We start from the raw sequence: 12,529 nt of genomic DNA, 5'->3' as shown, positions 1-12,529 counted from the left end.
CCGGCGAGTGCCGGATCACGGGCTGGGGATGTTTCAAGATTATGCCTCGCCCCGTTCGGTTCCGCCCGAACGGAGGAGGGGAGTTACCTGGCGAAGGTCGCCTGCGCCGCCACCGGAGCCGCACTATCGACCGGCGTAACCGGGGCAGGAGTGGGCCGGATCACAGCCGACTTCACCGCCACCTTGGCGCCGGGCATGGCGGCCTGGATGTTGGACACGATCACCCGATCCTGCGGGCTGAGACCCGACCGGATGATCCGCAAGCCGTCGACGATCGGGCCAAGCTCGACCGGCTTCACCGCGACATTGTCATCCTTGCCGACCACCAGCACGGTCTTGCGCGCCTGGTCGGACTGGATCGCTTCGTCCGGGACCAGCAGGGCATTGGCCTTGCCGCCGTTCGCCAGCCGCATATTGCCGAACAGGCCCGGCGTCAGGAAATTGCCGGGATTGTCGAACACCGCGCGGATGCGGATCGTGCCCGAACGCGGGTCGAGACCATTGTCGGTGAAGTCGAGCTTGCCCTTGTGACTATAGTCAGCCTCGTCCTGTAGACGGACTTCCACCGCGCCGCCCGCATCCTTGTCACGCTGCGACTTGAGGTAGAGCGCTTCGGACGCATCGAAGTTGAAATAAATGGGGTCGAGCTTGTTGACTGTGGTCAGCAGGCTCGCGCCGCTGCCCTCCGCACCCGATACCAGATTGCCGATGTCGACGCGGCGGTCGGAAACGCGGCCGGAGATCGGCGCGCGAACCTGGGTGAACTCGACGTCCAGCGCCCGGCTGCGCTCACGCGCCTGCGCGCCGGCCAATGCCGCCTGCGCTGCCTGAAGGCGGGACCGGAGCGAATCGACCTCGCTGGCGGACACGGCTTCATCGCCGTTCAGCCGCTGGACACGGCCATAATCATTCTGTGCCAGCAGCAGCGCACTGCGCGCCGACGCGGTGCTTGCCCGCGCTTCGGCCAACGCTGCCAGGAAGGGGCGCTGGTCGATGGTGAAAAGCAATTGCCCCTGACGGACATAGTCGCCGTCGCGGAAATGGATGGCGGTCACTGCGCCCGACACGCGCGGACGGATTTCCACCGTCTGGCTGGGGGCGAAGCGGCCGACATAATCGTCCCATTGCGTCACGCTGCGGGCGAGCGGCGCCGAAACGCCGACCGCCGCCAGCGGGGCGGCCGATGCCTGGGCCTGGGGCTGGTCGAGCAATTTCCAGCCGATGCCGAGAACTGCGATGAGGGCGATGGCGGCCACACCGCCATGGCGGCGGGACCATCGCCGCTTCGAGTGGGTGCCGGCATCCGAATATTCGGAGTCGGCGGTGATCTTGGACAATTGGTTCATGCGAAACTCCGGCGTCCGCGAGCCGTCCGGCCCGCGCTGATGGTGGCGAGCAACAGCTCTAGTTGGGCGGTGGAAAAGCCTGCCGCGCGGAAGGCGGCGAGGCCCGAAAGCGAGACGGCATAGCCCTTGTGCCAGGCTTCGACGGCTAGGCGCCGCAGCGCCTCCAACCGATCACTGGCCAGGGCCAGGCTGATGTCCTCGCCGAAGATCCAGCGGCGCAGCCGGGCAAAATGGCCCGGTCCCCGCAGCGAACGCAGCCCATCGGTGCGTGCGAGCGCAACGATCTGCCATTCCTGCGCGGAAAAGTCCGTCGCTGGGACGGATGAAACGATGCTGGCGCCGACCGCCATTTGCGGGCCGGCCAGCGGTTGTGCGAAATCAAGGAAAGCCATGGCTTGTTCCTTCCCCGTTTGAAGAGGGCGCATGTCTAGGACTGGAATCGCATTGTTGCGTCCCGCGCCTTGCGCCCGAAATTGCGCGAACGATCTTGGCCGTCCGCGCCGGGCGGCGCGTCAGAGGAAAGATCGGAAAATGAGGATCAGGTTGTTCCCGTTGCCGGGGAACCGCCCTTTACGCTGCTGTCAGCAACAGCGCCAATGTTTGAGAGTGTGCCGCATGATGACCTCCCTGGGGCAAGTTCCCAGCTAGTTCTATACTGATCGGTATATATTAACGCGACCTTGCTGGTCAACCCCTATTTTGTACCGGCAGGTATTTTATTTGCATCGCAGCATTTTCAAGGGGCGGTTGGCCATGGTCGCGAAATAATTTTCAACGGTTTGCATTGAAAATGGTGAGTCCGCGACCTTAACGGCCCGGCCACATGGAAAGCGTGGTTTCGATCAGCGTTTCCAACCGATCGCACGACACACCCGCGCTGGCCTGCACCGCCATGCCCTGCATGACAGCGGACAGGTAGCAGGCCAGTGCCTGCGGTTCGATATGATCGGGCAGATCGCCTTCGTCGCGCGCGCGCTCGAATCGTTCGATCAACGCACGGTCGGAAGAGGCACGGCGTGCGATCACTTCGTCACGGATGCATTCGGCATGGGCGGTGCCACCCACCGAACTGATGACGCCCAGACAACCTTTGGGATCGGTGTTGTTGGTCTGGATCGCCAGCGATCCGCGCAGCAGCCGTTCGGCCACAGCCTTGGACGTGGGGGCCTCCAACGCCGACTGGACGTAGCAGAGCTTGTCCCGTTCATAGAGGTCGAGCGCCTTGCGGAACAGCGCTTCCTTGTTGCCGAAACAGGCATAGAGGCTGGGTTTGGTGATACCCATCGCCTCCGTCAGCTCGGCCAGGGACGCAGCCTCATAGCCACGCCGCCAGAAGACTTCGAGCGCGGCCGCCAGCGCTTCTTCGGGGTCAAACGCCCTGGGACGGCCTCTGCCGCTATGTGTCGCCATTTCCATACCGATCGGTATATAGTGTGAATGGTCCGAGAGTCCAGTGCGCCGGTCAATCGGCGTCAGGAGGCGGCGGGGCGCTGGATTGGGATTCCACAAGAGTGAGTGGCGGTATGGCCAGTTCGACCGGGGGGGCGCCTTCGATCAGGTCGATCAGATGGCGGGTGGCGATCTGCGCCATCTCGCCAAAGGGACGCGCCACAGTGGTGAGCGACGGCGTGAGCATCTCGGCCAGCAGGCTCCCGTCGAAACCGACCACTGACAGCATGGAAGGCACGGCTATGCCCCGTTCGGAGGCGACCTTGAACACGCCGGCCGCCATGATGTCATTGGCTGCGAAGATCGCGGTGGGCGGTGTGGGCAGGGACAATAGCGTGCGGGCGCCCTCAATGCCCGCCGCCAGGCTGTAGTCGCCCTCCGTTTCGCCCAGCAGCGATGCACCAGCGTCCTGTAGCGCCTCGATAAAGCCCAGGCGGCGTTCGCAGGCGGAGATCATCGCCTGCGGTCCGGTTATCATCGCGATCCGGCGATGGCCCAGCGACAACAGGTAGCGGGCGACATCGCCCGCGGCTTCCCGTTCCGGCGAGAGGAGGACGGCGCCATAGCCGACGATCGGCACGGAAGAGAGCGCCACGGCATGGATGCGTTCCGCATTCAGCGCTTCGGGCAGTCCCGCAATGCCAGACACAGGGGGCAGGACGACCAGGCCGTCGACCCTGGAACGTTGCGCGAAATCCAGCACATGGCCGATGCCGCCCTCTTCGGTTATCGGGACGGCATGGCTGATGACTTCATAGCCGCGGCGCGTCGCCTCCCGCCCGACGCCGCGTTGGACGGTGTCCAGCACCAGCGCGTTGCGATCATGATGCACCATGCCGATGAGCAGCGAGCGCCCCATGGCAAGCGCCCGCGCCCGCAGGCTGGGCTTGAAATGCAGCCTGTCGATTGCGGCCTGGATGCGTTCGCGCGTGTCCTTGTTGACCTTGGGACTGTTGTTGAGGACGCGCGAAACGGTGCGGATGGACACGCCTGCCGCCGCCGCGACCTTGGCGATGGTCGGTTCGCTCCCGCCAAAATCAAGCTGTGGATTGTCCATTCGCGCCGTCATCGTCCATGTTGTGGAGGCTCTTCTTAGGGAGCCTCCAGCAGCAACACAAATGTCCCTGCGCCGGCGAGCCGCTCATGCGTCGATGTTGCGGCGGAAGGTTTCGGGCAGGAAGAAGAGGCCGATGACCGCCGTCGCCGCTGCTATCACCACCGGATACCAGAGGCCGTAATAGATATTGCCGGTCGCGGCGACCATGGCGAAGGCGGTCGTGGGCAGGAAGCCGCCGAACCAGCCATTACCGATATGATAGGGCAGCGACATGGACGTATAGCGGATGCGGCTGGGGAAAAGTTCGACCAGCATCGCCGCGATCGGGCCGTAGACCATCGTCACCAGCATGGCGAGCGCCCAGAGGATTGCGATGACCGCCAGCTTGTTGATCTGTGCCCTGTCTGCCTTCTCCGGATAGCCGGCCTGGGCGAGGCCTGCCTTCAACTGCTGGTGAAAATTGGCGATGGCCGTGCGTTTTTCCTCGCCATCCAGGACAGCGGGATCGGGCGCGGTGAAATGGGCATTGCCGATCGCGACCACGGCCGGGACGCCGGAGGATGCCTCTGCATTACTATAGCTGATGCCTGTCTTGGCCATATAGGCCTTGGCGATGTCGCAACTCGACTGGTCGAATGCATTTTTCCCGACCGGATCGAACTGGAAGGAGCATTGCTGCTGGTCGACGCTGATCGTGACCGGCGCGGCTGCCTGCGCTGCGGCCAGGGCTGGATTAGCGGCATGGGTCAGTGCCGCGAACAGAGGGAAATAGGCGATCGCCGCCAGCGCGCAGCCGCCCAGGATGATCGGCTTGCGCCCGATTCGATCGCTCAGCCAGCCAAAGGCGACGAAAAAGGGCGTGGCGAGTGCCAGCGCGACCGCGATCAGGATATTGGCGGTCGCGCCGTCGACCTTCAATGTCTTTTCGAGGAAGAAGAGGGCGTAGAATTGCCCCGCATACCAGACCACCGCCTGGCCAGCGACCGCGCCGAAAAGCGCGATGATGACCCAGCGTAAATTGCCCCATCGGGCAAAGGCTTCCGTCAGTGGCGCCTTCGACGTCGTGCCTTCCTCTTTCATCTTCTGGAAGACAGGGCTTTCATTGAGTTGCAGGCGAATCCACATCGATACGCCCAGCAGGACGATCGAAATGAGGAAGGGCAGGCGCCAGCCCCAGGCGGCAAATGCCTCCTCGCCCAGGGTGAAGCGGAAGCCGATCACTACCAGCAGCGCGGCGAACAGACCGAAAGTGGCCGTGGTCTGGATCCAGCTCGTATAGAGGCCGCGTTTCCCGTCGGGCGCATGTTCCGCGACATAGGTCGCCGCGCCGCCATATTCGCCGCCCAGCGCCAGGCCCTGCAACAGCCGCATCACTACAAGGATCACCGGCGCCGCCACACCGATCGAGGCATAGCTTGGCAACAGGCCGACCGCGAAGGTCGACAGGCCCATGATCCCCATCGTGACCAGGAATGTGTTCTTGCGGCCCACCAGATCGCCGATCCGCCCGAACACGATCGCGCCGAAGGGGCGGACGGCAAAGCCTGCGGCAAAGGCGGCGAGGGCGAAGATGAAGGCGGTCGTCTCGTTCACGCCCGAAAAGAATTGGGCGGAAATATAAGTGGCGAGCAGACCGTAGAGATAAAAATCATACCATTCGAATACCGTCCCCAGCGAGGATGCGGCGATTACCAGCTTTTCCCCCTGTGTCGCCCGATGATGTTTCGGCTGGCTGTCCTCGTCGTTGTTCGTCATGGCCTCTCCCTTGATCCCCTGTTCATGCGGCAGCTTCGCCGATCCCGACATTTGGGCAGCATGACCATATTTGAGGGCCGGCGTCGAGATTCTTGCGAGATTCTTGATGGTGCCGGTGGTTGACGGGCAAAGACGCCCTCCATGACGAGCCGGAAGAGCAGAAAAGACTGATCTGGCGACCGACGAATGGACCGGATCGGAGCGATGAACCGAATATTGAAGGGGTGTCATGCAATTGACCCCGTGGACGCGCCCGAAACGTCCCGCTATTCCGAGTCTTCCATCAACAGGAGCTTCTATCCTCATGAACAATACCGATCTTGCCGAAGCGGTTGCCGCGGCCCATGACATCAGCAAGGCCGAGGCTCGCAAGCTGGTCGATAGCGTGATCGGCGCCATCACCGACGCCGCCGCCAAGGGCGACGAAGTGTCGCTGAACGGCTTCGGCAAATTCAAGGTGAAGGACAGCCCGGCCCGCCAGGGTCGTAACCCCTCCACCGGCGCGACGATTGAAATCGCAGCGTCGAAGAAGCTGACCTTCACCCCTGCAAAGGCGGTCAAGGACAAGCTGAACGGCTGATCTTGCAAGAGGCCGGCGCCATCGGGGGCCGGCCTTTTCATTTTCCGGGAAGGAGCGGTTGAGCGGCTGACGCCGTTGCAATCGACATGTCCATGAATTTCGACGATCAGCTTCAGCGTTATTTCGGCACTCCGGATATGGATGCGTTGACCCCGGACGCGCTGGCGGCGGGGATCGACCGGATGCAGGTCGATCTCGGTCTGGAAACGGACCAGGGCCGGCGTTTCGCGCTTTGGTCATTGCTGTTCCTGCTTGGCGCCGCGCCGGATATCGAGTCGACCTTCGACGACCCGGCGGATCGGGATGCCGCCCGCGACTTCATGGATATGATCGACAAGGACTGACTTGGCGGAATGTTCATGTCCCGGTCATTGCTGAAACATGCCGGGCTTATATATTTTTGACCAATGTCCCGTGGTTGCGTCAATATATTGTCATCGCCCGGTGCGACGAAGAGGCATTGCCACCCTATCGGAAGGGATTGCCCATGACCTTCGACGAACAGCCCGGTTTCGCCATGGACCGCATCAAGGCGGAGATCGCCGACAGTTTCGACGAGGAACTGGAGATGGAGATCGACGAAGATCGGCTGGAGACGATGCTCGCCGACATGGAGGAGCATCCCGATCGGGAGCAATTGGAGCGCCGGACCTATTTCCGCGAACTTTTCCGTCTTCAGCATGAGCTGGTCCGGTTGCAGGACTGGGTGGTGCATAAGGGGTTGAAGGTCGTCGTGATCTTCGAAGGGCGCGATTCGGCGGGGAAGGGCGGCGCGATCAAGCGCATCACCCAGCGTCTGAACCCGCGCGTCTGCCGCGTCGCCGCTTTGCCCGCACCCAATGAACGCGAGCGGACCCAATGGTATTTCCAGCGTTATACCGCGCATCTGCCGGCCGCGGGCGAGATCGTCCTGTTCGACCGTAGCTGGTATAATCGCGCGGGTGTGGAGCGCGTCATGGGGTTCTGCACCGAGGATGAGGTGGAGGAATTTTTCCGATCCGTCCCCGAATTTGAGCGGATGCTGGTCCGGTCCGGCATCATCCTCATCAAATATTGGTTTTCCATCACCGACGACGAGCAGCAGTTCCGCTTCGCCATGCGCATCCACGATCCGCTCAAGCAGTGGAAGCTGTCGCCCATGGACGTGGAGTCGCGCCGCCGCTGGGAGGATTATACGCGCGCCAAGGAAGCGATGATCGATCGCACCCATATCCCGGAGGCGCCCTGGTGGGTAGTGGAGGCGGTCGACAAGAAGCGCGCCCGGCTCAACTGCATCGCGCATCTCCTGGACTATATCCCCTATGAGGACGTGCCCAAGACACCGGTCATATTGCCCGACCGCGTGCGGAATGAGGATTATATTCGCCATCCCGTGCCACTGGAGATGATCGTGCCTGATCGATTCTGAGCGGCATAGGGGGGGCGTTCCTATCGGCGCATGAACCCCATTCGCCGCAGCAGCCAATAGGTGATGCCCGCCGCCACCCCGGCGATCAGCGTGGCGACCAGCGTGCCATGCGGCCCATCGGCCAGCGGCATACCGCCTGTGTTCATGCCGAACAGGCCAGTCACCAGCGTCGCCGGCAGTATCAGCGCGGTGACGATCGAGAGGATATAGAGATTCTGGTTGGTGCGCTGCGTCACCTGAATATCCACCTCATCGCGCAGCAGCCGCAATTGTCCCTGAACACCCAATATGTCGGCGTCGAGCGACTGGAGCCGTTGCGCCTGCTTCTCGACCGTGGGCAACAGCGCGCCCGGCAGTTCCTCATCCTCCTCCAGCCGCTGGAACACGCCGCGCATCCCGGTCAGAAGCCGGTGAATCTGCGCCAGACGGCGGCGGATGCGGATCAGGTCGCGCGATTCAGGCGGATGATGGCCGTCGAGCAGAGCGTCCTCCGCCGTCTGGACGTCATGGCTCAGCGTTCGGGCGATCTCCGCGATATTGGCGGTGATGGCGCCGACCAGCAGGTCCAGCGCCTGTGCCGGGCCATTGACGGTCGCGCTGCCGCCGCGTTCCAGCCGATTGCGCGCGATATCAGCCGACCGCAGGGGATGAAGCCTTGTGGTCAGCATCAGGCTGGGCGTCAGGGCGATGCGCAGCGCTCCGATCCGGTCGGTGTCGGCCACGTCGAAATCGCGCTCGAAATCATGCAGGACACAGCCGACACTGTCCCCGTCCACCAGCGCGCGTTGATGCGTGTCCGGGGAAAGCAGCAATTCGCTGATCTGCGGTGAGAGCAGATCGGCGTCCGCAATCCATTTTCGCGTGCCATGATCGGCGAGGTTGAGGTGCAGCCAGCGGAAGCGGCCCGTTCTGTCGGCGTCACATCGTGAGACGGGACTCGCGCCGCCATCCTCCGAGAAATCGAGACCCCAGATAAGGCCAGGCCCCATGCCCTGACCGGGTATGGGGGGCTGGAAGAGGGGTTCCTGTCCCGTTGCCGTATGCCGCTCCTGTTTAGAAAATCTGGGCAAAGATCATGTATAGCAGACCAGCCAGCCCGATCGATACCGGTAGGGTGAGCACCCAGGCCATGAGCAGGTTGCGGATCGTACTCATCTGCAGCCCGGACTTGTTCGCCGCCATGGTGCCGGCGACGCCGGAGGAGAGGACATGGGTGGTCGACACCGGCAGGCCCAGATGGTCGGCCCCGAAGATGGTGCCCATCGCCACCAGTTCGGCCGAGGCGCCCTGCGCGTAGGTGAGGTGCGACTTGCCGATCTTTTCACCCACCGTGATGACGATCCGCTTCCAGCCGACCATGGTGCCAAGGCCCAGGGCGAAGGCGACCGCGATTTTCACCCAGGTCGGGATGAAGCGGGTGCCGGCATCGAGCGACCCCTTGTAGGTGGTGAGCGTCGCGGCGCTGGCTTCCGGCAGATGGGCGTCCTTGTCCTTGCCGAGCCGCTTGATCGCCTCGGAAGCCAGGTACATGTCGTTGCGGATGTTGCTGACGGCGGCGGCAGGCACCTTCGCCAGCGAACCATATTCGGAAACCTGTTGATCGACGTCGCGGATCAGCACGGCGAGAGCGGGAACCGTTGCGGTCGACAGCGTCTTGTCGGCGATATAGCGGGTGACAGTCTTGCGCGCGTCTGCGGCGTTCGCATTGGCGGCGGGCGTGACGTCCAGTGCATTGGCGGCTGCGATGGAGTTCTGGTGGAACTCGACTGCGTAGCGCTGCGGCACCGCGCGGTTGAGCGCATAGGCGGTGGGCACGGTGCCGATCAGGATCAGCATGATAAGGCCCATGCCCTTCTGCCCGTCATTGGAGCCATGGGCAAAACTGACGCCGGTGCAGGTGAAGATCAGCAGCGCCCGGATCCAGAGCGGCGGCGGCACGCCTGCCTTGGGTTCCTGATACAGCTCTTCCTTGCGGACGAGGATCTTCATGGCGATGAACAGCAGCGCCGCCATGCCGAAGCCGATCAGCGGCGAGATGAGCAGGGCCTGGCCGATCTCTGTCGCCTTGCCCCAGTCGACGCCGGCCGTGCCGCTCTTGCCGTGCAGGAGCGCATTGGCGATGCCGACACCGATGATCGAACCGATCAGCGTGTGCGAGCTGGAGGAGGGGATGCCCAGCCACCAGGTGGCGAGATTCCACAGGATCGCCGCGATCAGCAAAGCGAACACCATGGCGAAGCCCGCGCTCGACCCGACCTGCAGGATCAGTTCGACGGGCAGCAGCGACACGATGCCGAAGGCCACGGCGCCGGTCGAAAGAAGTACGCCCAGGAAATTGAAGAAACCCGACCACACCACAGCGACATTGGCGGGCATGGCATTGGTGTAGATGACGGTCGCGACCGCATTGGCCGTGTCGTGGAAACCGTTCACAAACTCGAAGCCCAGCGCGATCAGCAGGGCGATGAACAACAGGATGAAGGGCAGATAGGTGGTCGCCTGCACACCTGCGGAACTGGCGTCGGTGTAGATGCTGTACGCGACGTAGATCAGGGCGGTGAGGATCGCGGCGCCGAAACCTATGGTTCCAACGATGCCCAGGCCCTTGTCGAGATCCGGCCGGCTGGCTCGGTCTTCCATGGCGATCGTCGCGTTCATCCGAATCGTCTCCCGGCTTGGGCGGAATGTGAATGGATTCTTGCTAGATCGCGTCCATGACAACCTTGTTGCAGGCATTGGGGTGCGCCGTCATAATGGCGATATCCATCGTTGGACGGCGGATGCATTTGCTTCGACAACTGCCTATGGGATAAGCATCTTCCCTATCACGGTTCGCGTTCAACAAGCCATGAACATGCAAATCCTTCTGGTTGAAGACGACAAGCAACTGCAACAGCAGATCGTCACTCAGCTTTCTCAATTCGGTCATGATATCCAGACGGCCGACAACGGCCTCGCGGCCCTGGCCATTATCGGTCAGCGCGCCTTCGATATCGTCATTCTCGACTGGATGATGCCGACCATCGACGGAATCACCGTGCTGCGGCAATTGCGCGAGGGCGGCATGAATGTCCCGGTCCTCATGCTCACCGCGCTGGGGCAGGTGTTCGACAAGGTGGAAGGGTTCAATGCCGGCGCCGACGACTATGTGGTGAAGCCTGTCGATCCGATGGAACTTAACGCACGGCTCCAGGCGTTGTTGCGCGCGCGGCGCATCAATGACCAGCCGACCGATACGATCAGCGCAGGCGATATCGTCATCAGCCCATCCCGCCTGCGGGCCTGGCGTGGCGGACAATCCCTCAATCTGTCGCAGACGGAATTCAAGCTGTTGCTGGAACTGGCGCGCAATGCGGGCACGGTCGTTACGCGCCCCATGCTGATCGAGCGTATATGGGGCCATGATTTCGTGCCGACCACGAATATCATCGACGCACATATTCGACATCTGCGCGTGAAGCTGCTCGAACAAGGTGATGATCCGATCAGCACGCAGCGCGGCATGGGCTATCTCCTGCGCGCATGATCGGTCGGCCGACTTCGCTGCGTGGGCTGACGATCGCCTTTCTGGCCCTGTTTCTGACAGTGACCCTGGCCGCTGGATTCGGCACCTTCTTCGCGACGCTGTCGATGATCAACGTGCTGGTGGACAAGCGGATCGAGACGGAAAGCCACACGCTCGCGCCGGCGGGAACTGGAACCGACCGAGAGGAATTGCGGCGCCGGATCGTCGTGATGACGAGTCGGCGCGATACCGCTGATCTGGGAATGCTGCTCACAGACGCGCAGGGGCATGTCATCGCCGGAAATTCGCGTTTTACTCGCGTACCGCCATTGGGATTTTCGTCCCTGAGCCGGCGGGACCGGATCGAAGGCCTCAGCGCCGGGCGCGTGCTGGTCCGGGATATCGGTGGCGGGATGCGGCTCGCCATATTTGCTGAAACCGAACCGATCGACGATTATTTTGCCGTACGGCGACGCATTTATGTGGCGGGGTTCGGCGCGATCGTGGTCGTCGTTCTCGCCGGGTTGCTTCTGTTCCATCGCCTGATCGGCGAACGGATCGGCCAGATGCGCCACACCGCCGAATCCATCGTCGAGGGCGATCTTTCCCGTCGCGTGCCCATCGCCGGGGATGGCGGGGCGTTCGACCAGCAGGCCGCGGCCCTCAACCATATGCTCGATCGCATGAATATGTTGATGGCCGAAGTCCGTAATGTGTCCAACGATATCTCGCACGAACTGCGCACGCCCCTGGCCAGGCTGCGCAATACGCTCTCCCTCCTGGAGCAGCAGGTGGAGGCGGCGCCGATCCGCGATGAACTGCGACTGGCAACGGAGCAGGCGGACGAACTGCTCGGCATGTTCGGCGCGATGCTGCGAATCGCCGAAATAGAGAGCGGATCGCGCAGGGCGGGGTTTCAGCCGCTGGCGATCGATGCGTTGATCGAAGAGATGGTCGACATGGTGCGCCCTCTGGCCGAAGAAGGGGGGCATCCCGTCATGATTGGGCGATGTGACGCGGTATCGCTGACCGGCGATCGCCAGCTCCTCTCGCAGATGCTGCTCAACCTGCTTGAAAATGCCGTTCGGCATACGCCTGACGGCACCGGCATATCGGTCTCCGCCGAAAAGCGGGATAGTGCCGTCATCCTGACGGTCGCCGACGCTGGTCCTGGCATCGCCGTGGATCAGCGCGCCCTCGTGATGCGCAGGTTCAGCCGGCTCGATCATAGCGGGCAGCGCAGCGGCCATGGCCTGGGCCTGCCCCTGGCCGACGCGATCGTCCGGCTGCACCGCGGGACGATGACCCTGGAGGATGGCGGTCCCGGACTCAGGCCCGGACTCAGGATCGTGATCCGGTTGCCGGTCTGACAAAAAAAGGCGTGGCGGGAATTCCCGCCACGCCGATCAGGCTGATTGCAATGAAATGG

General features: G+C 62.8%; 12 protein-coding genes. 5 read left to right on the top strand and 7 right to left on the bottom strand.

Annotation, left to right across the window (positions count from 1 at the left end; genetic code table 11):
- Positions 1-83: 83 nt before the first annotated feature.
- The 5 genes from MOK15_RS10070 to MOK15_RS10050 form a co-directional block, all read right to left on the bottom strand.
- Entirely contained in the window at positions 84-1,346 is a 1,263-nt protein-coding gene (locus MOK15_RS10070; protein ID WP_242931491.1) for an efflux RND transporter periplasmic adaptor subunit, read from the bottom strand.
- Positions 1,343-1,738: a hypothetical protein gene (locus MOK15_RS10065; RefSeq protein ID WP_242931490.1), complete on the bottom strand. Its 396-nt coding sequence runs from the start codon at positions 1,736-1,738 to the stop codon at positions 1,343-1,345. Before MOK15_RS10065 ends, MOK15_RS10070 begins: the two co-directional genes overlap by 4 nt.
- A gap of 415 nt (positions 1,739-2,153) precedes the next feature.
- Entirely contained in the window at positions 2,154-2,762 is a 609-nt protein-coding gene (locus tag MOK15_RS10060) for a TetR/AcrR family transcriptional regulator (protein ID WP_242931489.1), read from the bottom strand.
- Positions 2,763-2,808: 46 nt separating this feature from the next.
- Complete coding sequence (locus MOK15_RS10055; protein WP_242931488.1) at positions 2,809-3,864, bottom strand: LacI family DNA-binding transcriptional regulator; 1,056 nt, start codon at positions 3,862-3,864, stop codon at positions 2,809-2,811.
- 72 nt (positions 3,865-3,936) lie between these two features.
- Positions 3,937-5,607 carry an MFS transporter gene (locus MOK15_RS10050; RefSeq protein WP_242931487.1) on the bottom strand — a complete coding sequence of 557 codons (1,671 nt, stop codon included), beginning with the start codon at positions 5,605-5,607 and terminating at the stop codon, positions 3,937-3,939.
- A gap of 304 nt (positions 5,608-5,911) precedes the next feature.
- On the opposite strand from MOK15_RS10050, the gene MOK15_RS10045 reads away from it, so the two are divergent.
- The 3 genes from MOK15_RS10045 (at position 5,912) to ppk2 (ending at position 7,595) form a co-directional block, all read left to right on the top strand.
- Complete coding sequence (locus tag MOK15_RS10045) at positions 5,912-6,187, top strand: HU family DNA-binding protein (protein WP_242931486.1); 276 nt, start codon at positions 5,912-5,914, stop codon at positions 6,185-6,187.
- 92 nt (positions 6,188-6,279) lie between these two features.
- Complete coding sequence (locus MOK15_RS10040) at positions 6,280-6,531, top strand: hypothetical protein (RefSeq protein ID WP_242931485.1); 252 nt, start codon at positions 6,280-6,282, stop codon at positions 6,529-6,531.
- A gap of 143 nt (positions 6,532-6,674) precedes the next feature.
- Positions 6,675-7,595, top strand: coding sequence for a polyphosphate kinase 2 (gene ppk2, locus MOK15_RS10035; protein WP_242931484.1), 921 nt, complete (start codon positions 6,675-6,677; stop codon positions 7,593-7,595).
- A gap of 20 nt (positions 7,596-7,615) precedes the next feature.
- On the opposite strand, the gene MOK15_RS10030 is transcribed toward ppk2, so the two are convergent.
- Together MOK15_RS10030 and MOK15_RS10025 are read right to left on the bottom strand one after the other, a co-directional pair.
- A complete protein-coding gene (locus MOK15_RS10030) occupies positions 7,616-8,584 on the bottom strand; it encodes a transporter (protein ID WP_242931483.1) in 969 nt (322 codons plus the stop codon).
- Positions 8,585-8,648: 64 nt separating this feature from the next.
- The gene (locus MOK15_RS10025; protein WP_242931482.1) at positions 8,649-10,253 is read right to left on the bottom strand and encodes an inorganic phosphate transporter; all 1,605 of its coding nucleotides are present in this window, start codon (positions 10,251-10,253) and stop codon (positions 8,649-8,651) included.
- On the opposite strand from MOK15_RS10025, the gene MOK15_RS10020 reads away from it, so the two are divergent.
- Both MOK15_RS10020 and MOK15_RS10015 read left to right on the top strand, forming a co-directional pair.
- Positions 10,234-11,121: a response regulator transcription factor gene (locus MOK15_RS10020; RefSeq protein WP_347567188.1), complete on the top strand. Its 888-nt coding sequence runs from the start codon at positions 10,234-10,236 to the stop codon at positions 11,119-11,121. The genes MOK15_RS10025 and MOK15_RS10020 overlap by 20 nt on opposite strands.
- Entirely contained in the window at positions 11,118-12,470 is a 1,353-nt protein-coding gene (locus MOK15_RS10015) for a HAMP domain-containing sensor histidine kinase (RefSeq protein WP_242931481.1), read from the top strand. The genes MOK15_RS10020 and MOK15_RS10015 overlap by 4 nt, the downstream gene beginning before the upstream one ends.
- The last annotated feature ends 59 nt before the right edge of the window (positions 12,471-12,529 follow it).

It is taken from the genome of Sphingobium sp. BYY-5 (assembly GCF_022758885.1).
GTDB lineage: Bacteria > Pseudomonadota > Alphaproteobacteria > Sphingomonadales > Sphingomonadaceae > Sphingobium.
The sequence above is the reverse complement of the archived record's forward strand: the minus strand, read 5'-3'. Positions and strand labels throughout refer to the sequence as shown.